General features: G+C 69.2%; 26 protein-coding genes. 18 read left to right on the forward strand and 8 right to left on the reverse strand.

Annotated features, from left to right (window positions below):
* The first annotated feature begins 93 nt into the window (after positions 1–93).
* The 7 genes from ACQP2Y_RS35190 to ACQP2Y_RS35220 all read left to right on the forward strand — a co-directional run bounded on the left by ACQP2Y_RS35190 (position 94) and on the right by ACQP2Y_RS35220 (position 9,042).
* Positions 94–1,776, forward strand: a complete 1,683-nt coding sequence (locus tag ACQP2Y_RS35190) for an ABC transporter substrate-binding protein (protein WP_433720328.1) — start codon at positions 94–96, stop codon at positions 1,774–1,776.
* Positions 1,777–1,858: 82 nt separating this feature from the next.
* Complete coding sequence (locus ACQP2Y_RS35195) at positions 1,859–2,992, forward strand: ABC transporter ATP-binding protein (RefSeq protein WP_433720330.1); 1,134 nt, start codon at positions 1,859–1,861, stop codon at positions 2,990–2,992.
* A complete protein-coding gene (locus ACQP2Y_RS35200) occupies positions 2,989–3,969 on the forward strand; it encodes an ABC transporter permease (protein WP_433720332.1) in 981 nt (326 codons plus the stop codon). The genes ACQP2Y_RS35195 and ACQP2Y_RS35200 overlap by 4 nt, the downstream gene beginning before the upstream one ends.
* Before the next feature lie 3 nt (positions 3,970–3,972).
* Entirely contained in the window at positions 3,973–5,061 is a 1,089-nt protein-coding gene (locus ACQP2Y_RS35205) for an ABC transporter permease (RefSeq protein ID WP_433720333.1), read from the forward strand.
* Entirely contained in the window at positions 5,058–6,065 is a 1,008-nt protein-coding gene (locus ACQP2Y_RS35210) for an ABC transporter ATP-binding protein (protein ID WP_433720335.1), read from the forward strand. The genes ACQP2Y_RS35205 and ACQP2Y_RS35210 overlap by 4 nt, the downstream gene beginning before the upstream one ends.
* Before the next feature lie 72 nt (positions 6,066–6,137).
* Positions 6,138–7,541 carry a GH1 family beta-glucosidase gene (locus ACQP2Y_RS35215; protein ID WP_433720337.1) on the forward strand — a complete coding sequence of 468 codons (1,404 nt, stop codon included), beginning with the start codon at positions 6,138–6,140 and terminating at the stop codon, positions 7,539–7,541.
* Between the two features lie 145 nt (positions 7,542–7,686).
* Positions 7,687–9,042: a hypothetical protein gene (locus ACQP2Y_RS35220; protein WP_433720338.1), complete on the forward strand. Its 1,356-nt coding sequence runs from the start codon at positions 7,687–7,689 to the stop codon at positions 9,040–9,042.
* 69 nt (positions 9,043–9,111) lie between these two features.
* Here ACQP2Y_RS35220 and ACQP2Y_RS35225 read toward each other — a convergent pair whose 3' ends face one another.
* Positions 9,112–10,371, reverse strand: a complete 1,260-nt coding sequence (locus ACQP2Y_RS35225; RefSeq protein WP_433720339.1) for an ROK family transcriptional regulator — start codon at positions 10,369–10,371, stop codon at positions 9,112–9,114.
* Positions 10,372–10,496: 125 nt separating this feature from the next.
* Between ACQP2Y_RS35225 and ACQP2Y_RS35230 the strand changes: the two genes are divergently transcribed.
* Both ACQP2Y_RS35230 and ACQP2Y_RS35235 read left to right on the forward strand, forming a co-directional pair.
* Positions 10,497–11,327, forward strand: a complete 831-nt coding sequence (locus ACQP2Y_RS35230) for a class I SAM-dependent methyltransferase (RefSeq protein WP_433720340.1) — start codon at positions 10,497–10,499, stop codon at positions 11,325–11,327.
* Between the two features lie 55 nt (positions 11,328–11,382).
* On the forward strand, positions 11,383–11,592 hold the full coding sequence (locus ACQP2Y_RS35235; RefSeq protein ID WP_433720341.1) for a hypothetical protein: 210 nt from the start codon (positions 11,383–11,385) through the stop codon (positions 11,590–11,592).
* 73 nt (positions 11,593–11,665) lie between these two features.
* Here ACQP2Y_RS35235 and ACQP2Y_RS35240 read toward each other — a convergent pair whose 3' ends face one another.
* Positions 11,666–12,040, reverse strand: coding sequence for a cupin domain-containing protein (locus ACQP2Y_RS35240; RefSeq protein ID WP_433720342.1), 375 nt, complete (start codon positions 12,038–12,040; stop codon positions 11,666–11,668).
* A 75-nt stretch (positions 12,041–12,115) separates the two neighbouring features.
* Between ACQP2Y_RS35240 and ACQP2Y_RS35245 the strand changes: the two genes are divergently transcribed.
* Positions 12,116–12,559 (forward strand): MarR family winged helix-turn-helix transcriptional regulator, encoded by a 444-nt coding sequence (locus ACQP2Y_RS35245; protein WP_433720343.1) that lies wholly within the window; start codon positions 12,116–12,118, stop codon positions 12,557–12,559.
* Between the two features lie 69 nt (positions 12,560–12,628).
* Positions 12,629–13,258, forward strand: coding sequence for a maleylpyruvate isomerase family mycothiol-dependent enzyme (locus ACQP2Y_RS35250; protein WP_433720344.1), 630 nt, complete (start codon positions 12,629–12,631; stop codon positions 13,256–13,258).
* Between the two features lie 17 nt (positions 13,259–13,275).
* On the opposite strand, the gene ACQP2Y_RS35255 is transcribed toward ACQP2Y_RS35250, so the two are convergent.
* Complete coding sequence (locus tag ACQP2Y_RS35255; protein WP_433720345.1) at positions 13,276–13,539, reverse strand: hypothetical protein; 264 nt, start codon at positions 13,537–13,539, stop codon at positions 13,276–13,278.
* Positions 13,540–13,677: 138 nt separating this feature from the next.
* Between ACQP2Y_RS35255 and ACQP2Y_RS35260 the strand changes: the two genes are divergently transcribed.
* Together ACQP2Y_RS35260 and ACQP2Y_RS35265 are read left to right on the forward strand one after the other, a co-directional pair.
* Positions 13,678–13,992: a hypothetical protein gene (locus ACQP2Y_RS35260; RefSeq protein ID WP_433720347.1), complete on the forward strand. Its 315-nt coding sequence runs from the start codon at positions 13,678–13,680 to the stop codon at positions 13,990–13,992.
* 73 nt (positions 13,993–14,065) lie between these two features.
* Positions 14,066–15,334 carry a serpin family protein gene (locus tag ACQP2Y_RS35265; protein ID WP_433720348.1) on the forward strand — a complete coding sequence of 423 codons (1,269 nt, stop codon included), beginning with the start codon at positions 14,066–14,068 and terminating at the stop codon, positions 15,332–15,334.
* A 2-nt stretch (positions 15,335–15,336) separates the two neighbouring features.
* Here the strand turns inward: ACQP2Y_RS35265 and ACQP2Y_RS35270 are convergent, their stop codons facing one another.
* From ACQP2Y_RS35270 to ACQP2Y_RS35280, 3 genes are read right to left on the reverse strand one after another with little or no spacing between them, the layout of a single operon-like run.
* Positions 15,337–15,903, reverse strand: a complete 567-nt coding sequence (locus ACQP2Y_RS35270) for a hypothetical protein (RefSeq protein WP_433720349.1) — start codon at positions 15,901–15,903, stop codon at positions 15,337–15,339.
* A gap of 30 nt (positions 15,904–15,933) precedes the next feature.
* Positions 15,934–16,371, reverse strand: a complete 438-nt coding sequence (locus ACQP2Y_RS35275) for an SRPBCC family protein (protein WP_433720350.1) — start codon at positions 16,369–16,371, stop codon at positions 15,934–15,936.
* Positions 16,368–16,610, reverse strand: a complete 243-nt coding sequence (locus ACQP2Y_RS35280) for a hypothetical protein (RefSeq protein WP_433720351.1) — start codon at positions 16,608–16,610, stop codon at positions 16,368–16,370. The genes ACQP2Y_RS35275 and ACQP2Y_RS35280 overlap by 4 nt, the downstream gene beginning before the upstream one ends.
* Positions 16,611–16,688: 78 nt before the next feature.
* On the opposite strand from ACQP2Y_RS35280, the gene ACQP2Y_RS35285 reads away from it, so the two are divergent.
* Genes ACQP2Y_RS35285 through ACQP2Y_RS35295 form a run of 3 tightly spaced genes read left to right on the forward strand, consistent with a single transcriptional unit; the run spans position 16,689 to position 18,234 of the window.
* Complete coding sequence (locus ACQP2Y_RS35285; RefSeq protein WP_433720352.1) at positions 16,689–17,504, forward strand: HEAT repeat domain-containing protein; 816 nt, start codon at positions 16,689–16,691, stop codon at positions 17,502–17,504.
* The gene (locus tag ACQP2Y_RS35290) at positions 17,501–18,040 is read left to right on the forward strand and encodes an ATP-binding protein (RefSeq protein WP_433720353.1); all 540 of its coding nucleotides are present in this window, start codon (positions 17,501–17,503) and stop codon (positions 18,038–18,040) included. Before ACQP2Y_RS35285 ends, ACQP2Y_RS35290 begins: the two co-directional genes overlap by 4 nt.
* Positions 18,037–18,234, forward strand: a complete 198-nt coding sequence (locus ACQP2Y_RS35295) for a hypothetical protein (protein WP_433720354.1) — start codon at positions 18,037–18,039, stop codon at positions 18,232–18,234. The genes ACQP2Y_RS35290 and ACQP2Y_RS35295 overlap by 4 nt, the downstream gene beginning before the upstream one ends.
* Here the strand turns inward: ACQP2Y_RS35295 and ACQP2Y_RS35300 are convergent.
* Positions 18,216–19,040: a hypothetical protein gene (locus ACQP2Y_RS35300; protein WP_433720355.1), complete on the reverse strand. Its 825-nt coding sequence runs from the start codon at positions 19,038–19,040 to the stop codon at positions 18,216–18,218. The two genes, ACQP2Y_RS35295 and ACQP2Y_RS35300, sit on opposite strands and share 19 nt — an antisense overlap.
* Positions 19,041–19,491: 451 nt before the next feature.
* Here ACQP2Y_RS35300 and ACQP2Y_RS35305 point away from each other — a divergent pair, with 451 nt between their 5' ends.
* Positions 19,492–20,286, forward strand: coding sequence for a DUF6082 family protein (locus tag ACQP2Y_RS35305; protein WP_433720356.1), 795 nt, complete (start codon positions 19,492–19,494; stop codon positions 20,284–20,286).
* 308 nt (positions 20,287–20,594) lie between these two features.
* Here ACQP2Y_RS35305 and ACQP2Y_RS35310 read toward each other — a convergent pair whose 3' ends face one another.
* Complete coding sequence (locus tag ACQP2Y_RS35310) at positions 20,595–21,215, reverse strand: TetR/AcrR family transcriptional regulator (protein ID WP_433720357.1); 621 nt, start codon at positions 21,213–21,215, stop codon at positions 20,595–20,597.
* 52 nt (positions 21,216–21,267) lie between these two features.
* On the opposite strand from ACQP2Y_RS35310, the gene ACQP2Y_RS35315 reads away from it, so the two are divergent.
* The gene (locus ACQP2Y_RS35315; protein WP_433720359.1) at positions 21,268–22,137 is read left to right on the forward strand and encodes a ketopantoate reductase family protein; all 870 of its coding nucleotides are present in this window, start codon (positions 21,268–21,270) and stop codon (positions 22,135–22,137) included.
* Positions 22,138–22,462 lie beyond the last annotated feature (325 nt).

The raw sequence follows: 22,462 nt of genomic DNA on the forward strand, positions 1-22,462 counted from the left end.
GCAAAACGGCCGGCGTTCCGACGTCCGGCGCACTCGCCCTGCCTCGGGGCACCCCCTCTCACCCGATTCGCACCACCTGAGGAGACATCAGAGATGCAGCGCAGGAAATTGTTCGCGGTCGCCCTCGCGGGCGTGCTGGCCTCGGGCGGCCTCGCCGCCTGTGGCGATTCCCCCAACGAGGGCAACAAGAAGGCCGGCAGCGGGGCCACGTTCCTGACCGTCGGCATGCCCAACGGCCCGCAGACCGAGAACCACAACCCGTTCCTCACCACGTCGGCGGGCGCCTCGCTCGGCTATCGCTGGATGATCTACGAGCCGCTGCTGATGTGGAACCCGGTGAAGCCGGCCGAGCCGTCCCGCCCGTGGCTGGCCACCGGCGCCGAGTGGACGCCGGACTTCAAGAAGGCGACCATCACGGTCCGCGACAACGCGAAGTGGTCCGACGGCAAGCCGGTCACCGGTGACGACGTCGCCTACACGTTCAACCTGATCAAGAAGAACGAGGCGCTGAACCTGGCCGCCACCCCGTACGGCGACATCAGCGCCAGCGGGAACACCGTGACGGTGACGTTCACCAGCTCGATGTTCGTCTACAAGGACAAGTGGCTGGGCCAGACCCCGATCGTGCCCAAGCACATCTGGGAAGGCATCAAGGACCCCACCACCGACCCGAACAAGACGCCGGTCGGCTCGGGCCCGTACACGCTGAAGTCCTTCACCCCGCAGACCACCACGCTGACCGTGCGCGCCGACGGTTACTGGCAGGACCTGCCGCAGGTCAAGGAACTGCGCTACACGTCGTACACCGACAACAACGCGCAGACCACCGCGCTGTCCGACGGTTCGAACGAGTGGAGCTTCGTCTTCATCCCGAACTACAAGACGGTCTTCATCGACAAGGACCCGGCGCACTACAAGGTGTGGGCCCCGCCGGTGCTCGGCATCCACGGCCTCTACATCAACACCACCAAGGCGCCGTTCGACAACGTGGCCCTGCGCAAGGCGATGAGCATGGTCGTCAACCGCGAGGACATCTTCAACCAGGCCGAGGCCGGCTACTTCCACCCGCTGGTCACCAGCGTGACCGGTCTGCCGTCGCCGGCCGGTGACGCCTACGTCGCGCCCGAGTACAAGGGCAAGACCCAGGCCGTCGACGTGGAGGGCGCCAAGAAGGTCCTCACCGAGGCCGGCTTCAAGCTCGAGGGCACCACGCTGAAGGACCCGAGCGGCAAGCCGGTGAAGATCACCCTCACCGACCCGAGCGGCTGGTCCGACTACCAGACCTCGCTCGAGATCGTGAAGGACAACTTCGCGCAGATCGGCATCGCCGCCACGGTCGACAAAGCCAACCAGGACGCCTGGTTCCGCAACGTGGAGGAGGGCAAGTTCGACGCCACCTTCCGCTGGACCAACGGTGGCTCGACGCCGTACGACATCTACCAGACCATCATGGACGGCAAGCTGCTGAAGAAGATCGGCACTGCCTCCCCGGGTGGCAACTTCGGCCGCTTCAACAGCCCCGAGGCGACCGCGGCGCTGGCCGCGTACGCCAACGCCGCCGACGACGCCGCCCGCACCACCGCGCTCAACACGATCCAGAAGATCTTCGTGGAGCAGGTGCCGATGATCCCCGTCGGCGCGGACAACATCGGCATGGCCTACAGCACCAAGAACTGGGTCGGCTGGCCCGACGACACCAACCCCTACAGCGCCGGCCAGCCCACGCAGGCCAACGCCCTGGACGTCGTCCTGCACCTCAAGCCCGCCAACTCCTGACCCGCAACGCCGTGCCCCGGACGGGCTCGACCCCGTCCGGGGCACGGCACCGCGGCAGTTCACCCCTGCGAAGGAACTCGGCATGACGTTGAGCCCAGAGGCTGAGGCGCCGGCCAACGAGGTGGTGCTTGAGGCGATCGGCCTGACCAAGCACTTCCCCGTCCGCCGGAAGCTGCGCGACCTTTTCAACCGCACGCACGACGCCGTCCACGCGGTTGATGACGTACATCTCACGCTGCGACGCGGCCGCGTGACCGCCCTGGTCGGCGAGTCCGGCTCCGGCAAGTCCACCGTGGCCCGCCTGCTCGCGCAGCTCTACCCCCGCACCGCCGGGGACATCCAGCTGCACGGCCGGAGCACGAAGGTGAAGGGCGGACGGCAGTTCCGCCAGTACGCCGCCCGGGTCCAGATGATCTTCCAGGACCCGTTCGCGTCGCTGAACCCGGTGCACACCATCCGGTACCACCTCACCCGGTCGTTGAAGATCCACCACAACGCCGGCAACTCCGCCGAGGAGCTCGATGCGGCGCTGAACAACCTGCTCACCCGGGTCAGCCTGACGCCGCCGGAGCGCTACCTGGACAAGTTCCCGCACGAGCTGTCGGGTGGTCAGCGCCAGCGCGTGGCCATCGCCCGGGCGCTGGGCGCGGACCCGGAGGCGCTGCTGGCCGACGAGCCGGTGTCCATGTTGGACGTCTCGATCCGGCTCGGCGTGCTCAACCTCCTGCGCGACCTCAAGGAACGGCTCAACCTGGCCATCCTCTACATCACCCACGACATCGCCTCGGCCCGCTACTTCGCCGACGACACGATGGTGATGTACGCCGGCCGGATGGTCGAGGGCGGCGACAGCGAGTCGGTGACCCAGTCGCCGGCGCACCCGTACACCCGGCTGCTGATCGACTCCGCACCCGACCCGGACCGGATCGCCAACATGCTCGGTGACGCCGCGGACCGCGGCAACGGCGAGCCGCCCAGCCTGATCAAGCCGCCCAGCGGCTGCCGCTTCCACCCGCGCTGCCCGATGGCGATGCCGCGCTGCCTCACCGACCTGCCGGTCCGCCTGGAGATCGGCGACAAGCCCGGTCACTGGGCCGCCTGCTGGCTCTACGACGAGGCCACCGTCGCCGCCCAGCCGCCCGGCTCGGCCGCGACCGGCCACTCCCCCGAGGCCGTGGCGGTCGCGGCGGACGCGCACCCGGAGGAGGTCCGATGAAGTTCCTGATCCAGCGGATCCTGTTCTACCTCTTCACCGCGTGGGCGGCGATCACCCTCAACTTCTTCATCCCCCGGATGATCCCCGGCGACCCGGTCAAGTCGCTGCTGGCCCGCTTCCAAGGCCAGATGAGCACCGACGCGATCGACTCGCTCTACGTGCTGTTCGGCCTGGACAAGGACGCCAGCATCTGGAGCCAGTACATCGACTACTGGAAGCAGCTCTTCCAGGGCGACCTGGGCCTGTCGTTCACCGCGTTCCCGTCGCCGGTGTCCGAGGTCATCAGCGACGCGCTGCCGTGGACCGTGGCGCTGGTCGGCATCACGACCATCATCAGCTTCTTCATCGGCACCAGCCTCGGCGTGCTGGCCGGCTGGCGGCGCGGCTCGTGGATCGACGGGCTGCTGCCGGCCACCACGTTCCTGTCCTCGGTGCCGTACTTCTGGCTGGGCCTGCTGGCCATCTACCTGCTCGCCGGGCCGGACAGCTTCTTCCCGTCCTCGGGTGGCTACGGCACCGACGTGGTGCCGTACCCGGACTGGCCGTTCATCTCCAGCGCCCTGCAGCACAGCCTGCTGCCGGCGCTGACCATCCTCATCTCGTCGGTGAGCGGCTGGATCCTGAGCATGCGCAACATGATGGTCACCGTCGCGGCGGAGGACTACATCACGGTCGCGCACGCCAAGGGCCTGTCGGACCGCCGGGTGGCGCTGAGCTACGCGGCCCGCAACGCCCTGCTGCCCAACATCTCCGGCTTCGCGCTGTCGCTGGGCTTCATCGTCGGCGGCACCCTGCTGGTGGAGATCGTCTTCTCCTACCCGGGGCTGGGCTTCCTGCTGTTCCGGGCGGTCGGGGCCAAGGACTACCCGCTGATGCAGGGCATCTTCCTGGTCATCACCATCTCGGTGCTGGTGGCCAACCTGATCGCGGACATCGCCTACCTGATGCTCGACCCGCGTACCCGCAAGGAGGGCTGACAGGTGACCATCCCCACCTCCAGCATCGACCAGGTCATCCCCGGCCAGGGCGCCATGGCGCAGCCCGAGGCGGCCAAGCCGGGCAAGGCGGCCAAGCGCCGCAAGTTCCGGTTCATCTCCAACAAGAAGGCCATGACCGGGATCATCGTCCTGGGCATCTACCTGCTGTTCGCGGTCATCGGGCCGTGGGTCGCGCCCTACGACCCGGACGCCCGCGGCAAGCAGTTCGTCGCGCCGCCGTCGGCCGACCACTGGTTCGGCACCACCCACCTGGGCCAGGACGTGTTCAGCCAGATCCTGGTCGGCACCCGGGCCGTCATGCTGGTCGGCCTGGCCGCCGGCGTCATCGCCACCATCCTGGCGGTGCTCATCGGCGTCACCGCCGGCTACCTGGGCGGCGGCTGGGACGACAGCCTTTCGGCGCTGTCCAACGTGTTCCTGGTCATCCCGGCCCTGCCGCTGATCATCATCGTCACCGCGGCGGTGCCCAGCGGCGGTGACACCCTGGTCGCCCTGATCATCGGTCTCACCTCGTGGGCCTGGGGCGCACGGATCCTGAGAGCCCAGACACTGTCGCTGCGCAGACGCGACTACGTCGAGGCGTCCCGGGCCACCGGCGAATCGACCTGGCGCATCATCATCTTCGAGATCCTACCCAACCTGACCGCGATCATCGCGTCCGGCTTCGTCGGCACGGTCATCTTCGCGGTCACCTCGGAGATCACCCTGGCCTTCATCGGCATCGGCTCGGCCACCTCGTGGAACTGGGGCACGATCCTGTTCTGGGCGCAGAGCCAGCAGGCCCTGGCCCAGGGCGCGTGGTGGTGGTTCGTCCCGGCCGGTCTGGCGATCGCGTTCCTGGGCACCGCCCTCTCGCTGATCAACTTCGGCATCGACGAGTTCGTCAGCCCGCGACTGCGCAGCGCCGGCAAGACGAAGATCAAGACCACGTCCGGGCGCACCGTACGGATGCGGGTCGGCTTCACGCCGGTGCTGGACAACTCGGCCGCGCCGCACACCCACGCCAGCCCGATCCCGGTCATCGGCGGCAAGCCGACGCCGGTCATCCGCAGCAAGGAGGCCACTCGATGAACGAACCCGTTCTCGAGATCAAGAACCTCAACGTGGACTACGGCCTGGGCGACCAGGCGGTGCACGCCGTCCGCGACGTCAACCTCACCCTGCACCGCGGTGAGGTCCTCGGGCTGGCCGGCGAGTCCGGCAGCGGCAAGTCCACCCTGGCGTACGGGCTCACCCGGCTGCTCGCCCCGCCCGGCGTGGTCAGCGGCGGCGAGGTCATCTACCACCCCGAGCAGGGCGAGCCGTACGACGTCCTGGGCCTGACCGACAAGCAGCTGCAGGCGTTCCGCTGGGCCGAGACGGCGATCGTGTTCCAGGGCGCGATGAACTCGCTCAACCCGGTGCACAAGATTTCGACCCAGCTGACCGACGTGCTGGCCGCGCACGAGCCGCAGATGTCGGCGCACAGCCGCAACGCGCGGGCCCGGGAGATGCTCAAGCTGGTCGGCATCTCGGCGGACCGGATGGACGCGTACCCGCACCAGCTCTCCGGTGGTATGCGGCAGCGCGTGATGATCGGCATGGCGCTGATCCTGCAGCCGCAGGTGGTCATCATGGACGAGCCGACCACGGCGCTCGACGTGGTCATGCAACGGCAGATCCTGGGTCAGCTCATCGAACTGCGCGAGCGGCTCGGCTTCTCGGTCATCTTCATCACCCACGACCTGTCGCTGCTGGTGGAGTTCTCCAACCGGATCGCCATCATGTACGGCGGCCGGATCGTCGAGGAGGCGCAGGCGACCTCGCTGTACCGGGACTCGCTGCACCCGTACAGCATGGGTCTGTTGTCCTCGTTCCCGGCGCTGCGCGGCCCGCGCCGCGAGCTGGCCGGGATTCCCGGCTCACCGCCCGACCTCAAGGGCATGCCGACCGGTTGCTCGTTCCACCCGCGCTGCCCGAAGGCCTTCGACCCGTGCGCGGACAACATCCCGGTGCTCGGCAACCCGGACACCCCCGACGGGGCCAACCGCACCGTCGCCTGCTGGCTGCACCCGGTCAAGCAGCCGGTCGGATAACGACCGCAACGCCGACGGCCCCGGCCCCACCAGCCGGGGCCGTCACCATATCCATCCCCCTTCAGGAGAACCATGAACCCCACAGTCACGCCCGCCCCCGGGCTGCTCCTGCCCACCGCCGACCTGCCGCCGTCGTTCAAGTGGGGCGTCGCCACGTCCTCGTACCAGATCGAGGGCGCCGTCGCCGAGGACGGCCGAACACCGTCCATCTGGGACACGTTCTGCCGCGTGCCCGGCGCCGTGGTGGGCGGCGACAACGGCGACGTCGCGTGCGACCACTACCACCGGATGCCGCAGGACGTGGCGCTGATCAAGAGCCTGGGGGTAGACACGTACCGGTTCTCGGTGGCGTGGCCGCGGGTGCAGCCCGGCGGCCGCGGCCCGGCGAACGAGGCCGGCCTGGCGTTCTACGACCGGCTGACCGACCAGCTGCTGGCCGCCGGCATCGACCCGTGGGTCACCCTGTACCACTGGGACCTGCCGCAGGAGCTCGAGGACGCGGGCGGCTGGCCCAACCGGGACACCGCGTACCGCTTCGCCGACTACGCGATGCTGGTCTTCGACAAGCTCAGCGACCGGGTCGACAACTGGACCACGCTGAACGAGCCGTGGTGCTCGGCCTGGCTGGGCTACTACGTGGGCGTGCACGCACCGGGCCGGAAGAACTTCGACGACGCCATCTCGGCGGTGCACCACCTGCTGCTCGGCCACGGCCTCGCGACCCAGCGGATGCGGGCCGCGGCGACGCGCGAGATGAAGTTCGGCATCACCCTCAACATGGGTACGGCGGACCCGGCCACGGACACGGCAGCCGACCGGGACGCGGCCCGCCGCGCCGACGGCATGGGTCTGCGCATCTACCTGGACCCGCTGCGCAAGGGCAGCTACCCGGCGGACATGGTCGAGGACCTGGCGGCGCGCGGCACGGCGTTCCCGGTCCAGGACGGCGACCTGGAGGTCATCTCGACGCCGTTCGAGGTGCTCGGGGTGAACTTCTACTTCGGTCAGGACTTCAGCGGCACCGACGAGCAGGGCAACACCCACGACGCCGACGGGCACCCGGTGGTGCGGGCGGTCCTGCCGGGCGGTCCGCGTACGGCGATGAACTGGCCGATCACCGCGGAACGCTTCACCCAGCTGCTGGTCCGGCTGCACCGCGACTACCCCGGCCTGCCGATGGTGATCACGGAGAACGGCGCGGCCTTCGACGACAGCGCCGACACCGACGGGAACGTGGCCGACGAGGACCGGACCGCGTACCTGGCCGAGCACATCGCGGCGGTGGCGGCGGCCCGGGAGCAGGGCGCGGACGTGCAGGGCTACTTCGCGTGGTCGCTGATGGACAACTTCGAGTGGGCCGAGGGGTACGCGAAGCGGTTCGGCATCGTGCACGTGGACTACGACACGCAGGTGCGTACGCCGAAGCAGTCGGCCCTCTGGTACCGCGACACGATCAGCCGGGTCCGCGGCAGCTGACCACTTGCCAATACGGCGGCCCGATTGCGGGCCGCCGTATCGCCGTTCGGCCTTGCTTGCTTCTGCTGACTGCCGCTGTCATCCTGATCGGCTGTCCATCGGCCAGCCCACCGACAAGGTGGCCGGACGAGAAGGCAGGTACGAGATGACATCGCCATTGCAGTCAGCGTTGCGATCCTTGGTACGGGAAGCGCTCCACGAGTTGGCGAGCGTCGAGGGTACGCCGACCTTCGCTGACCTCCCGGATAACCGCGGGTGGAACCGTTTCGGTCAGCGAGAGTTCGGTGCCCTGCGTCGCAATGCCTGGCGGGTCTCTCCGGAGCTAGCGCACTACCGCTGGTTCGACCGGTTTCCCGCGATGGCGAAGGTGCGATCGATCGTCGCCACCGATGCTGCTCTACATGAACGCCTCGAGATCGGTGCGGGTGTGGAATTCTCCATGTCCGGCCCACAGAACCTCGGGCCGTCAGTGACTCAGCACCTAATCGAACCGATGGTGCGGAGCTCGCGGTCCTACGAATTCGACGAGCACGCCTTCAGCGAGGCATTCGCTACCCTTCTGCGCGGATTGACCGCTGCCCGGGCCCGGCTCGTCGAGTTCGTACCGATGAATGCCTTACGAGTGACCAGCGACGTCACGACGGTTGAGCTGTCAGACGACCTGACGCTGAGGGCCATGTCCGACCAGCAGGTCAGCGCCGCGATAATGCGCCACGCGGTCCCTGCGGAGTTCCTTGGCGGACCAACCTTCGTCTCGGTCGAACCTGATCACCAGTGGGCGCTGTCCGTCGAAAGCAACTTTCCCATCATCTCTGCCTCAGAGATGCCGAAACACCCGACGGCCGGGCCCTTCCCGGTACTGGACGGACCGGCCGAACGGCTGGTCAAGGCACTGCGAGTCGTCTGTGGAGGCTCGGTGGTCTCCACCCGTTCAGTACGGCTTCAGCACGACGACGACTTTCCGCTACTGTCCGGGCCCACGGCGGTACTGACCTCTCTTTCGGCCGTCGACTTCACCCGGCCGACACTCCTGACCGGAGACGATGTCGTTGAGGTCAGCCGTCTGTTCGCCTGGCTCGATGAGCCCGGCGTCCGTGCGGACCGTCTGCTGAGTGTCACTCTGGACCGGCTGGTCATCGGAGGTGCCCAGCGCGACCCCGCCCAACGGCTGACCGACTTGATGACATGCCTAGAAATGATTTTCATTAAGCGCGCCGGCCTTGACGACACGAGACAGAAGAGCATTCACATCCGGCGAGGGGCTGCCCGGCTGCTAGCTGACGATCCGGCTATCGGAGCAACCCGCAGCGAGATCGAGAACTTCATCGCAGCCGCGTACAAGAAGCGGAACGACTACATGCACGGCGATGATCCGAACTCGGGCACCCTCGTCCTCATCGATGCGGGTCCCGCAGCGAGTCTCACCGAGATGGTCGATGCTGCTGAGCTCGTGACTCGCCGGGCCGTGCACCTAACCATCACAGGAACAGCCTCGCCTTAGCCCGTACGCCGTCCTCAGCGACGGAGGCCCTGCTCCGGCTCCGCGCGTCGGCTCGCGCCACCCGGCATCCTATGACCGGCCGCGGCTCAGGGAGCGGCGGTGGGCGGCGCGGGACGGCGGGGTTGTCGGGCCCGGGGTCGCCGGGAGGCCGCCGTCGACGAGCAGCCGGGCGATCGGCAGGGTGGCCGCGCCCATCGCGACCGCGTCCGGGCCGAGCTGGCACAGGTCGATCCGGGTCCGCGAGTACGGATGCCGCAGAGCGTTTCGGGAGGCTGCGTCGCGAATGTCGGGAAGAAAGCGCTCTCCGAGGGCCAAGCCGGCCGGCCCGCCGAGCACGATGCGCTCCGGTGAGAACAGGTTGACCAGTCCCGCGATGCCCGCGCCCAGGTAACCCACGGTCTGCGTGATGACCGCCTGGGCCGGCTCGTCCAGCGCACCGTCGGCCGCGAGCATCCGGGTGAGCAACTTCGGGTCGGGCTGCTGACCGGTCGCCGCGGCGAGGCGGGCGATCACCGTCTCCGACCCGATGTACGCCTCCAGACACCCCCGCGCCCCGCACCGGCAGACGTCGCCGTCGTACACCAGGGTGGTGTGGCCCCACTCCCCGGCGTTGCTGAACGCGCCGCGATAGCCGCGCCCGTCCATCACGACCGCCGCGCCGACGCCGGTGCCGACCATGACTATCACCGCGTGCCGCGCGCCCCGGCCCGCGCCGAACCACATCTCGGCCTGGCCCAGGGTCTTGGCGCCGTTCTCCACGAACACCGGCACGTCGGTGCCGGCCCGCAACATCTCGCCCAGCGGTACGGCGTCCCAGCCGGTGGTCTGCGAGTGCACGACGGCCGAACCGGTCGAGTGGTCCACGACGCCCGGGACGCCCACGCCGAAGCCGAGCACCTCGGAACGCTCGACGCCGGCCTCGGCGATGACCGCCGCCAGCCCCTCCAGCAGCTTGGCCGCGGTCACCTGCGGGTCGGGGCCGTCGTCGCCGAGCGAGAACTGGGCCACGCCGAGGCGGGACATCGCCAGGTCGTACAGCTCCACCAGCAGGCGGGTCTCGCCCACGTCGGCGCCGGCGACGTAGCCGTACCCGGGGGCCACCCGCAGCAGCGCGCGGGGCCGCCCGCCGTCCGAACCGACCAGGCCGGCCTCTTCGACCAGGCCCTCGTCGATCATCTCGCCGATCAGGTTGCTCACGCTGGCCTGGCTCAGCGCGGTCGTGTCACCGAGCTCCTGGCGGCTCTGCCGGCCGCCGTGGAACAGGTCCGTGAGCAGGCTGGCCCGGTTCGCGCGGCGGACGTCCCGCACCGTCGTACGCCTGGTCTCCAACCCCTACCGCCTTCGCATTCAGCCCCGTCGACCTGCCATCTAACGCTATGCCACTGACATCATGTGGCACGGGAGGCCCGGAAACCACCTCGTGACCTGGCCGGGGCTGGGATACGGTCGGCGCCGTGAACGACTATCAGGTCCTGAACCGCGCCAACTGGGACGAGCGCGCGGCAGCCCACGCGGCCTCCAAGGACTACCGCGTCGCCGCCTTCGCCGACGACCCGGCGCACCTCAGCGGCGTGGTCCGCTTCGACCTGCCCCGGCTGGGCGACATCCGCGGCCTGCGCGGCGTGCACCTGCAGTGCCACATCGGTACGGACACCGTGTCGCTCGCCCGCCTCGGCGCGACGATGACCGGCGTGGACTTCTCCCCGGCGTCCCTGGCCGAGGCCCGGCGCATCGCGGAGCAGGCCGGCACCCCGGTGGAGTACGTGGAATCGGACGTCTACAGCGCGCCGGAGAAGCTGGAACGAGGCAGCTTCGACCTGGTGTACACGGGCATCGGGGCGCTCTGCTGGCTGCCCGACATCCGCCGCTGGGCGCAGGTCGTGGCCGAGCTGCTGCGCCCGGGCGGCCGGCTGTTCATCCGTGAGGGCCACCCGGTGCTGTGGGCGCTGGCCGACCCCCGGCCGGACGGTCTGCTCACGCTGGAGCACCCGTACTTCGAGCAGCCGGAACCGACGGTCTGGACCGAGGGCGGCACGTACGTCGAGACGGACGCCGAGTTCACGCACAACACCACCCACGAGTGGAACCACGGCCTCGGCGAGGTCGCCACCGCGCTGATCGAGGCGGGGATGGCGGTGACCGGGCTGGCCGAGCACCTCTCCGTGCCGTGGGAGGCGATGCCGGGCCAGATGCGGCAGCTGGAGAACGGAGAATGGCAGCTCACCGACCGTCCGCAGCGGTTGCCGCACAGCTATACGTTGCAGGCGGTCCGGGCCTCCGTTTAAAGATCGACGCATTCGGGGTATCTCGCGGCCAGTCCCCACGACCTAGGAGCCCCCGATGCGCGCAGGATCAATCGGCGGAGTCATTCTCGTCATCTGGCTCGTCCTCGGCGCCGTCGCCGCGTTCGAGCGTGGTTACTTCAAGGACACCGGCGACGCGAGCTGTGCCGAGGCCGGCACGGTCGTCGTCACGGTGGTCGCCGGTCCGCTCAACTGGATGGGTGTGAACCCGAAGATCACCTGCGACGTCCCGGAGCCCTCGAAGTAGACCAGCCCACCTCTGCCGGACGCCGCCGTCATCCCGCCCGGGGTGCCGGCGGCGTCCTGCTGTCCGGTCGCGCTCAGCGCACCCAGGGCGGGCTGATCGACGAGCCGTCGGCCAGAGTGGCCTCGAGCCCGACGGTGGTCGTCACCCACGCGGTCGCCGGAGCGCCCGAGGTGTTGTCCAACGCGAAGCTCGCCCCGGCCGGCACGAAGACCACGTCGCCGGAGCGCACCTGCGTGCCGGCGCCGTCGACGGTTGCCGTCAGCTCACCGCTCAGGACGAGAAGCACCTCCTCACGGTTCACCCGGTGCGGCACGCCGGTCGTGCCCGCCGCGACCTCCAGCCGCCAGGCGCAGAGCTCACTGCTGCCCGACGAGGGCGCGACGAAGGAATTGAAAGTGGCGCCGTGCAACTGATGCGCGACGGCGTCCTGCTCACGGATGACGGACATGGTGGAGCCTCCCCAGGTAGTCAAGCTGCTTGACTAAATAGTCAAGCAGCTTGACCGATCTGTCAAACTTCTTTTGTGGACCGTGATCTCCTCGACCTGCCGGTGCTGCTGCTCAACGCGGCCGGCGCCCTGGTGGACGCCATCGACGCGGGCGTGCGCGCCCGCGGCTTCGCCGACCTGCGCCCGGCGCACGGCTTCGCCTTCGCCCGCCTGTCCCACGACGGCGCGACGGTGGGCCAGCTCGCCGAGCACCTGAGCATGACCAAACAGGCGGCCAGCCAGCTGGTCGAAGAGCTCGTGACCAAGGGGTACGTGGAACGCCGCCCGCACCCGGCCGACGCCCGCGCCCGGCTGATCGTGCTGACCCCGAAAGGCTGGGCGTGCACCCGGGCCGCGGACGAGGCCGCCATCGAGGTCCTGCGCCCCTGGGCGGACGCCCTCGGCCCGCACCGCCTGGCCGCCCTGCGCGCCGATCTGTCCCGCATCGCCACCCCGGGCCGCCTGCGACCCACTTGGTGACCGCGCACCCGATTACTTTCGCGCGGCTGATCCGTACTCCTGGAAAGCCCACCGAACAGGAGACCCGCGATGCCGAACCTGCAGGCCGAAGTACAGGCGGAACGCACCGAGCAGGCCGACCTGCTCGCCACGCTGACCCCGGAGCAGTGGAACGCCCCGACCCTGAGTGCCGGCTGGCGCGTACGAGAAGTCATCGCCCACACGACCGCACCGTTCCGCATGTCGCTCGGCCGTACCGTTTGGGAACTGACCAAAGCCCGCGGCGACATCAACCGGATGGCGGACCGCCTGGCCCGCCGCGACGCCGCCCGGCTGTCGCCGGCGGAACTGCTCGCCGCGCTGCGCGACAACATCACCCACCCGTGGGCGCCGCCCGGCGACGGGCCGCGCGGAGCACTGTCCCACGACGTCATCCACGGCCTGGACATCACGGTCGGCCTCGGCCTGGACCGCCGGCCACCGCCCGAGCGCGTCGCGCTCGTGCTGGCCGGCCTGCGACCGAAGAACGCCAAGTTCTTCGGCGCCGACCTGACCGGGGTACGCCTGGAAGCAACAGACCTGGACTGGGTGTACGGGACGGGTGAGCCGTTGCGTGGACCGGCCCAGGACCTCCTGCTCGTGGTCTGCGGCCGGCACCTGCCCCCGGGCCGGCTGACGGGCGAGAGTGCCCCTCGGTTCCACGCGCCCGCCCTGCGTTGAGGGCCTGCGCTGGCTCGCTACAGCGTGGTCAGCACGGCGAGGAGGATCGCGGTGGTGAGCAGGCCGACGATGACCGCGAAGATCGCCCGTCCCCGGCCGTGACCGCCGCGCCGGGACGCCCGGACCAACGCCCAGACGCCCAGGCCGAAAGCAACCGGCCCGAGCGGCCAGATCACGAGCGCGAACAGGGCGACATAGCCGGAAGCGATGGACTGCCACGACCGCCCCGTCGGCAGAACCCAGTGCGAGGCGGTGGCCGGGGGATACGAAGACTGCTGCATGTGGGTGTCCTTCGGCGCGTCGAGGGCCGACCTGAACCTTTCGTGGGCTTGGCGGAAGTCGCTACCGTGAACGACAGGTGACGCCTATCCGCTGGGCGGTGAGCGATGCGGCAGGAACTCCGGACACGAGCATCGAAGATGGCCGGTGGAGCCTTCACCGGGGCTGTCATGCTGGCGATCGTGGCCTTCTGGGCTGCGGTGGCCGTCTTCATCTGGCAGGCGCTGAAACCGTACCGGTTGATGGTGGTGGACCTGTGGGAGCTCATCCCGCCCGGCGCCCGCGGCGAGGTCGGGCTGGGGCTCGCCATCGCGGGCGGGATCCTGCTGATCCTCTTCGTCATCCTGGTCATCGTCAGCGACACGCGCGTCGGGCCCAGCGGCGGCAGCAGCAGCCGGAGCACGTCCGTCGGTGTGGACCTCGACGGGGCGGACATCGACGTCTCCGGCATGTAGCAGATATCGCTGAACGTCGATTTTTACGGCCGGGCCCTGGCGTGTCCTGACAGGACCGTTCTACCGTCGCTGCATGGTGTCGCGTCGATCTGTCCTGCGGGCGTTGCCGCTCGCCACGGCCGCTCTGGTCGCACCGAAACTCCCGGCCCAGCAGGGTCCGGCGCGCGTACCGCCGGATCCGGCTGCCGCCGCGGGCGCCGCGATCGCCGTACAGGGCTTCACCGCCGACCTCTACCGTTCGCTGAGCTCCACCGCCGGCGACGGCAACGTGGTGTGCTCGCCGTACTCGGTCGCGCTCGCCCTGGCCATGACCAGAGCGGGCGCCGGCTCCACCACCGCGGACGAGATGGACGCCGTGCTGCACGCGCCGCAGCCGCGTCCCGGCGCGCTGGACAGCGGCCTCAACGCCGTCGATCAATTGCTGACCGGGCGGTACCAGGACGGGGACGGCACCAAACAACCCAAGCTGGCCACGGCGAACGCCCTGTGGACGCGGCTCGGTCTCGACCTGGAGCCGGCTTTCCGGGACACGCTGGCCGGCTACTACGGCGCCGCGCCGCACCCGGTTGACTTCCGTGGCGCGACGGACCTGACGCGTCAGGCGATCAACACCTGGGTGTCGGACCGGACCAACGCGAAGATCCCGGAGCTGTTGCAGTCCGGCTCGGTGAGCCCCGACACCACCCTGATCCTGACGAACACGACCTACCTGCGCGCGGCCTGGACGTACCCGTTCAGCGTCCCGGCGACCGCGGCGGCGCCGTTCACCCGCGATGACGGCCGGGTCGTCGAGGTGCCGATGATGCGCGGGCCGTTCGACACGATGGGGTACCTCGAAGGGGACGGCTGGCGGGCGGTCGACGTGCCGTACGCCGGTGGCGGCCTGGCCATGGCCGTCGTACTGCCGACCCGGGACGATCTCGCCGCGGTCGAGGCGCACCTGAACGAGGAGTGGCTCGGGGCACTGCTACGCGGATTCCGGTTCCAAATGGTCCAGCTGCGGCTGCCGAAGTGGACGTTCCGCCTGCCGGCCCAGCTCGGCGGCGTGCTGAGCGAGCTGGGCATGCCGACCGCGTTCTCGTCGCGGGCGGACTTCACCGGCATCAGCACCGAGCCGTCCCTGCGGATCGACGACGTGGCCCACGAGACCTTCATCGCGGTGGACGAGAAGGGCACCGAGGCGGCAGCCGCGTCGGCGGTCATCGTCCGGCCGCCGTCGATCCCCCAGGGGCCGAACTTCTTCGTCGACCGCCCGTTCCTCTACGTCATCCACGACCGCTCCAGCGGCGTACCGCTGTTCATCGGCCGGGTCCACGACCCGCTGGTCACCGCGCCGGCCTGAGCTCATCCCCCGGCGATCCGGCGGCCGGCCTTCGTGCCTTGCCGTACGGCGATCAGCCGGCTGGGCACCGTCAACGCCGCGTACAGCCCGGCCATCCGCAGGGCCAGGGCGCGGTGCGGGTGCGGGTGGCCGTGCCGGGTGAGCCGCGCCAGCCAGCGCCGCTCCAACTGCCGGCCCGCCACGGTGACGCCGACCGAAGCGGCCACGGCGGTGGTCAGCACGCCGACGCCGACGGCACCCGCCAGGACAGCTCGCCGACGCGGCGACGCGTCATCCTCGGACGGATCGCCGGCCGGCAGGTGGATGCCGACATCCACGTACGGAAGTCCGGAGCCGGCCCCCGGGACGGCGGGCTCGTCGGTGCCCGTGGCGGCAGAACGGGCGGCACGAATCCCCGGAATCGCCACGGCGCCGATGACCGCCGCCACCGCCCCACGAGCGAGACGGCGACGGGCCGGGGGCAGCTCGGCGGCGGCAACCCAGACGCCGACAGATGCGACGTCGAGGCCCGCGTCGGCGAGCGTGCTCAGGTACGGGCGCCAGGCGGCGCCGGTCGGGATCTTGGTCATCCCTCGACGGTAGAAGCCGCGGTCCACTGCCTATGCGGGATCGGGCAGGGCGGCGGTGATGGCACCGGCCCACTGACGCAGCATGTCCGGGTATCGCGCGGCGAAGTTCCGCAGGTCCTCCGCGGCCGACGCGGTCAGCGCCGTCAGCTCGTAGGTGACCTTGACGTCACTGGTGCCGACGGCATCGCCGGCCAGCTCCACAGTGACGGTGCCGGCGTTCTCGCCCGGGACCACCCGGGCGTAGCGGATGCGCCGGCCGGGCGTTCGGTCGGTCACCACCCAAGTGGTACGGCGACCGTTCGCGTCTGTCTCGAAGACCGTTCCCGGCGCGGATTCGTCGGCCGGGTCGGCCGGGAAGCGAGGCAGCCACCCCGTCACCCACCGCTGCTCCCCGCGCGGGGTGAACAGCTCGAACGCGCGCTCGGGCGGAAGTGGGACAGTCAGCCGGCCACTCAGGGCGACGTTCACGGTTCCTCCTCGCTGTGGGCATCGGCCGCGGTCAGGGTGAGTCCGTAGACCTCCCGGAGCTGCTCGATCTTGACGAGGGTCTCGGGCGAGAACGGGGGCCGGCCCTCGAACGCGTGCAGCGCCATGCCCTCGACCAGATCGCCGAGTGAGAGGTCGAGATATTCGGCCACGCCCTTGAGCACCTTCAGCACCGTCCGGTCGAGCCGGAGGCCGGTCTGAACACGATCAGCTGTTACCACGGTACCAAGGTAACACCGTCTGCACGTCCACCACCGCCTGAGCGCGGACGAACCGGTGGTGACGCGTATGGTCGGGCGGTGAATCCGGCTGACCTGCAGGGCCTTCGCTCGGGAGACCTCGAGACCCGCGAAGCACATGTGCACCGCCTGCTCGACCGGGCCAGGACGCAGGGTGACGAATCAGCCATCGCGGCGCTGCACGCGCTCGTCCGCGACTACCGCGATTTCCACCGGTCGTTGTATTCGCGGGCGATGAACCAGGCGGCCGTCTTCGCGGACAGCGCCCTCGAGGAGCCGTTGCTGGCCGCGCTCGCCGACACCCGGTACAACTGCCAGGCGTGGGCCGCGATGGGCTGCGCGGCCATGGACATCCGGGCCGCCGTACCGCAGCTCGTCACGCTCCTCGACCACTCGCAGTGGATCGTCCGGGGCGAAACGGTGACCGCGCTCGGCCGGCTGGGCGACGCCTCGGTCGTACCGTCGCTGCAGCCGCTGCTCGGCGATGAGGCCGACTGGCTCCGCCAGCGAACCGCCGACGCCCTGGCCCGCATCGGCGGCGACGCGGCACTGGAGGCCCTCTGGCACGAGTTCGAGCACCGCCGCTTCCCCCGGATCGGCTACGTGGCCAGCACACTGGCGTTGTTCGCGCCCGAGGTGGTGCCCCGCCTGCTGGCCGCGACCGAAAGCCCGGACCCGAATCAACGCTACTGGGCTGCGGTCGCGCTCGGCTCCACAGGCGACGACCGGGCGGTCCCAACCCTGGAACGGCTGATGGCCACCGACCGCGGCACAACCGTCTTCGACGGCGAAGTACGCGCTGCCGCCAAGAAGGCCCTGCGCACCCTACGTCGCATCCAGACAGCAATAGCAGAACGAGAAAGCGCCGAAGCTTGAGGCAGCAATCGACGCTGTTCCTGACCGTGGGACTCCCCTGCGCGGGAAAAACGACTGCCGCCCGGCGCATCGAAACCGAACAGGAAGCCCTGCGTCTCACGAAGGACGAGTGGATCAAGGCCCTCTACGGGGACGAGAATCCACCGGAGGCCGGCGACGTGATCGAAGGCCGACTGATCCAGATCGGCCTGCGCGCCCTGGAACTGGGCAACAACGTGGTGATCGACTACGGCCTGTGGAGCCGGGACGAGCGCTCCGCGCTGCGCCAGGCAGCGGCGGACCGGGGCGCCAGCGTGGAGATGTTGTATTTCGAAGTCTCGCCAGCCGAACAGCGGCGACGGGCTGATCGGCGCCAGGCCGAAGCGCCTCACTCGACCTGGCCCATGTCCGACGAGGAACTCACCGAGTGGGCCGCCAAAATCGAGATCCCCACCCGAGGCGAACTCGACGGCACCGAACCCATCGGCAAACCCCCACCTGGCTTCCCCACATGGGACGCCTGGCGCACGCACCGCTGGCCCCCATCAGTCCATTGACCCACCCCGAGGCGCGGCCGGTCGGTGCGGAACGGTCTCGGCTGCTCGTGCCGGACCCGTGGGAACTCATCCCGCCCGGCGACGGCATCACGCTGCTGGACGAGACCTGCGCGGTTCAGTTCGAAGAATTCGAGCGCCGCCGCGTCCCCGCGCGTTGCCGGGCGATTCGGCGCGATCAGGTCAGCTCGCGGTAAGCCCGCAACACCGCCTCGGTGCGCTCGGCAAGCTCAGAGCCGGCATCCGCCGAGATGTCCGGCCCCGCCGAGGTCAGCCGGGCAAGCGCCTCGTCCGCCTCCCTGGCCAGCGCATCGATCTCCTGATCGCGGATCAGTTCCTCACCGACCACCATAACTGCGTGCAACGCTTCCAGCCGCTGGGTCACCTCGTCATCCAGCTCTGCCAATGCCGAGGTGGCCTTCGCCATCCGAGGCGCCAGCTCGAACGCACCGTCATGCTTGGCCAGCTCGGCATGCAGTTCCCGGATTTCGTGCCGCCTCTCCAGCGCTCCGGCGAGATCGAACAACGCCTGCGCGAGCTGCCGCTCCGCCATGGGCACGTCGATGAGCGCTCCGAGCGCGGGCCATGTCTGCGACGTTCGCTGACACAGATCGATGGCGTCCGAGAATACTTTCCGATCGCGGCCGTCGACGAGTACGTGATGCTGCGCGCGGTCACTTGCGAAACTGGGCGCCGAGATCACGCCAGGTCGACGCCGCAAGCGGTACAGAACCGCCCCACCACCGACAGCGATCCCCGCCAGGACGAGAAGGCCGCCGACAAGCGCACCACCCAGCAGCATCAATCCGCCGACGATGCCGAAAAAGAGCGCAAACCCATAGAGGAGGCCCTCGAAAGGCCCTCGATCGGCGGGTTCCTCCGCAGGGGTGATCTCGACGACGCTGCCCCAGCCGAACGAAAGCCCTCGCCCGCCGACCACCTCGAGAGCAAGACGGGACACGATGACCAGCTCATCGTCGTGGGCCACATACAGGGACGGCATCGCCCTCGCTCCGCTCTCCAGTCAGGCGGCCCACATCATCCCATGCCGAAAAACACCGGACGAACGCTGTCGCGCGAATCGCCGGCCTCACGCCGCTCACGGCTGGACCGTCCGCGCGGCGACCCCACAGTCCGCCGGCGCCAAGCGTCGTCGACCTCGCCGAATCGCTACCGCGTTGCGTTCGCGTTCCATCAAAGCGACGCCGTAGACATTCGCACCGAGGCTACGGCCGCGAACCATGCCGGAACGGCTGCGTTCCTCCGGCAGCGGTGAGCCGGACTGCCAGCCGCAGCCAACGGGATTTCACTGCCGCGGAGCCATCGCTGCACGACAGCCGGCCCCCTGCTCCATACACGGCAGACCACTTTCCGCCCGGAAGGTGTACCGATCTCGCTCCCTATTGCAGTTTCCCATACGCTCAGAGTAATGCACACACCGATAGGGGCAGGGTATGAAGATCCACAGAGTGACCAGTGACAAAATCGTTCTTGTATTTTTCCTTGCAGCCGCAATAGCAGCGATCTTGGCCTCACCGCTGGTCCTCTATCTTGTATCGCGCATAGGCGGGACCGATTGGGCAATTCTCGGAAACATCGGCCAAGCGTATGGACTGGCGTCCGCGTTGGTGTCGTCCATAGCGTTGATCGCAGTAGCCCGCACACTGTCCTTCCAAGCCAAGCAGAACAACATCGCCCACATACACGCATTCCGTTCGATGCAAGCCGACGTCGCCCGTTTCTCGTTCGACTATCCGGAAGAATGCCTGGGCACGGTAGGAGCGACCACGCCGGACGAGATGGCGGCCGCCAAAGCGAACATCTTCCGCACCTTCCAGGCCAGGTACCAACTCGCCGGCTACGAGATGAACGAGTTCACCGAGTGGGATGTGCGCAACGAGTACGCTGCCGGACTGTTCTCCACCGAAGGCGGCAGGAATTGGTGGAGGTGGGCGCGACTCTCCTGGGTGGATGCCGGCACCGGCGCGGCACCGGCAAGAGTGAGATTCGGGCGCATTCTGGATGACGTGTTGATATCGCTGAGTTCGGCCGACGACCAAAGCCCGGAGATCGACGTCACCTACGACGGCCTCGCGGCAAGACTGCTCAATGGAGGCGACATCTACAGCGGCAAAGCCTGGATACCCGCGGCCACAAAGGCCCATAAGCAGAATAACGAAGCACCTGACCAACCACATGACGCCCACCACCGACGGCCAGACGCAGCCACACAACCCGAGACCGACTGACGGCCTGGGCCCCCAATGCCGAACCGCAACCGGCGAGGTATGTCCGCCTGATCCCCACCACGCCGGCCCGCACGGCGATATCCCACCAGAACCGCAGCGCGGCAACCACACCACCACTCAAGGTCGGGGGCAAGAGAAGGACCTCAGCCCGCTCGATGAGATGCCAACAATCTGCGGCCCCATGAGCACAACCTCCCCAGAACCATCGCGCCGACCGGGTCGCCGACTACGAGCCACCGTTCTGCGGTGGCGGCCGTGATCGCGGCAGGCGCCGCACTTCTTTCGGTAGGTCGGTGGGCGGCGCTGCGTCAAGTGCCGGTCGGTGGCGCGCTCATCGCCGCCGCCAGGAACGTGATCGCCCAGTCCCGGGCCGCCTCGCCCGATCCGGAGGTCGACGGGCGCTGGTTGTAGAGATTGACGCGGTCCACGGCGGTCACCGCGAGGATCCCGCGCAACCGGAACCACAGCTCCTCCGCAGGCAGGCCAGGCAGCGCCTGTCTGAAAGCGGCCACGAAGCGGTCGCGAACCGTGTCCTCGGCCGGGCCGGTCCAGGCCCGGGTCTCCTCGGCCGGGTCACTGAGGATGGTCACGATCAGCCGGGACGTCCGGGCGCCGCTCTCCGCGCCGGCCGGCATCTCGTCGAACAGCGGGCCCACGAAGGCCGCGACCAGGTCGGCGACCGCCGGGCCAGGCGTCCGGGCGAGCAACCGGTCGAGCCCGGCGGCCTGCGCGGCGTTGATCGGCTCGATCACCCGGCGGGCCACCGCGGCCAACAGCTCTGCCTTCGAGCCGAAGTGGTATGCGACGGCGGCCAGGTTCGCCCCGGCGCGGTCGGTGATCGCGCGGACCGAGGTCCCGCGGTAACCGCGCTCGGCGAACAGGTGCTCGGCCGCGTCAAGGAGCTGGGTGCGGGTGTCGATCGTAGCCACGTGTGCCACCATACAAACGTTTGATTAAAACGAACGTTTGAAAGAGGCCAAAATGAAGATCCTCGTGTACGGCGCCGGCGTCCTCGGCACGCTGCATGCCGCCCGCCTGCACGAGGCCGGGCACGACGTCGCCCTGCTCGCTCGCGGCGGGCGCCTGGCCGCCCTGCGCGAGCACGGCGTGCTGCTCGCCGAGGGCGACAACCCAGCGGTACGGCGGGTGTCGGTGCCGATCGTCGAGAAGCCCTCCAACGGGTACGACCTGATCACCGTCTTCGTCCGCACCCACCAGATCGACGCGGTGCTGGAGTCGCTGGCCGCCGTCGACGGCGACGTGCTGTTCCTGCTCAACTGGGCAGCCGGAGCAGAACCGCTGGCCGCAATGCTCGGCCGCGAGCGCGTGCTGCTCGGCTTCCCCAATTCCGGCGGAACGATGGACGGCAACGTGGTCCGCTACCGCGCCACGAGTCTGATGAACCGACTGGTCCCGATGCCGATCGGCGCCCCCGACGGCCGCCCCAGCCCACGCCTGGAACAAATCATGCAGGCGTTCCGCACGGCCGGGATCCGAACCAAGCCCGAGCCCAAAATGGACGCCTGGCTCACCACACACGCCGCCTTCGAGGCACCCCTCAGCCAAGCCGCACACGCAGCCGGCGGCCCAGCCGCACTGGCCGCCGACCCAGAAGCGGTCCGCACCATGCTCCGCCAAATCCGGGAAAACCTGTCCGCCCTCCCGACCCCACCAGTCCCCCGCGCCTTCGCCGCACTGAAGACACTGCCGGAAGCCCTCCTCGTGCCCCTCCTACGAAGCTTCCTACGCAGCCCAACAGCCGCCCGAAGCGGCCTGAGCGACACCACCCCCACCGCAACAGCCGAACACAACCGCCTGACCGAACAACTACAAAGCCGCGCCAAGAAATGACGCGGGTGCCGCCCGAGGGAGGCAAGCCTCGTGCCCGGCCTCCGCTTGGCCATTGACCGTGTCCGATCGGACATGCGCGGGCCCAGGCACCCCTGGAAGTGGGTCACAGATCGAGGCGAGCCCGGGTGGGTTCCGGGTCGAGGCACGCCCGGAAGCGGCTCACGGATCGAGTCGAAACCGAGTGAGTTACGGGTCGAGGCACGCCCGGAAGCGGGTCACGGGCCGAGGCGAAACCGGCAGGGTTGCGGATCGAGACACGCCTGCAAGTGGCTCACGGGCCGAGCCGAAACCGGGTGGGTTGCGGGTAGGCCCAACCGCTCCCGCA

The sequence above is a fragment of the Actinoplanes sp. CA-051413 genome (assembly GCF_050955795.1).
Classification (GTDB): domain Bacteria; phylum Actinomycetota; class Actinomycetes; order Mycobacteriales; family Micromonosporaceae; genus Actinoplanes.

Bases quoted from the DNA above. Each gene is read 5' to 3' on its own strand.
- ACQP2Y_RS35220 (WP_433720338.1), top strand. From the start codon at position 7,687: ATGACATCGCCATTGCAGTCAGCGTTGCGATCCTTGGTACGGGAAGCG.
- ACQP2Y_RS35190 (WP_433720328.1), top strand. From the start codon at position 94: ATGCAGCGCAGGAAATTGTTCGCGGTCGCCCTCGCGGGCGTGCTGGCC.
- ACQP2Y_RS35270 (WP_433720349.1), bottom strand. From the start codon at position 15,903: ATGACCAAGATCCCGACCGGCGCCGCCTGGCGCCCGTACCTGAGCACG.
- ACQP2Y_RS35305 (WP_433720356.1), top strand. From the start codon at position 19,492: ATGAAGATCCACAGAGTGACCAGTGACAAAATCGTTCTTGTATTTTTC.
- ACQP2Y_RS35315 (WP_433720359.1), top strand. From the start codon at position 21,268: ATGAAGATCCTCGTGTACGGCGCCGGCGTCCTCGGCACGCTGCATGCC.
- ACQP2Y_RS35240 (WP_433720342.1), bottom strand. From the start codon at position 12,040: ATGTCCGTCATCCGTGAGCAGGACGCCGTCGCGCATCAGTTGCACGGC.
- ACQP2Y_RS35200 (WP_433720332.1), top strand. From the start codon at position 2,989: ATGAAGTTCCTGATCCAGCGGATCCTGTTCTACCTCTTCACCGCGTGG.
- ACQP2Y_RS35215 (WP_433720337.1), top strand. From the start codon at position 6,138: ATGAACCCCACAGTCACGCCCGCCCCCGGGCTGCTCCTGCCCACCGCC.
- ACQP2Y_RS35250 (WP_433720344.1), top strand. From the start codon at position 12,629: ATGCCGAACCTGCAGGCCGAAGTACAGGCGGAACGCACCGAGCAGGCC.
- ACQP2Y_RS35300 (WP_433720355.1), bottom strand. From the start codon at position 19,040: ATGCCGTCCCTGTATGTGGCCCACGACGATGAGCTGGTCATCGTGTCC.
- ACQP2Y_RS35195 (WP_433720330.1), top strand. From the start codon at position 1,859: ATGACGTTGAGCCCAGAGGCTGAGGCGCCGGCCAACGAGGTGGTGCTT.
- ACQP2Y_RS35255 (WP_433720345.1), bottom strand. From the start codon at position 13,539: ATGCAGCAGTCTTCGTATCCCCCGGCCACCGCCTCGCACTGGGTTCTG.
- ACQP2Y_RS35265 (WP_433720348.1), top strand. From the start codon at position 14,066: ATGGTGTCGCGTCGATCTGTCCTGCGGGCGTTGCCGCTCGCCACGGCC.
- ACQP2Y_RS35235 (WP_433720341.1), top strand. From the start codon at position 11,383: ATGCGCGCAGGATCAATCGGCGGAGTCATTCTCGTCATCTGGCTCGTC.
- ACQP2Y_RS35210 (WP_433720335.1), top strand. From the start codon at position 5,058: ATGAACGAACCCGTTCTCGAGATCAAGAACCTCAACGTGGACTACGGC.
- ACQP2Y_RS35260 (WP_433720347.1), top strand. From the start codon at position 13,678: ATGGCCGGTGGAGCCTTCACCGGGGCTGTCATGCTGGCGATCGTGGCC.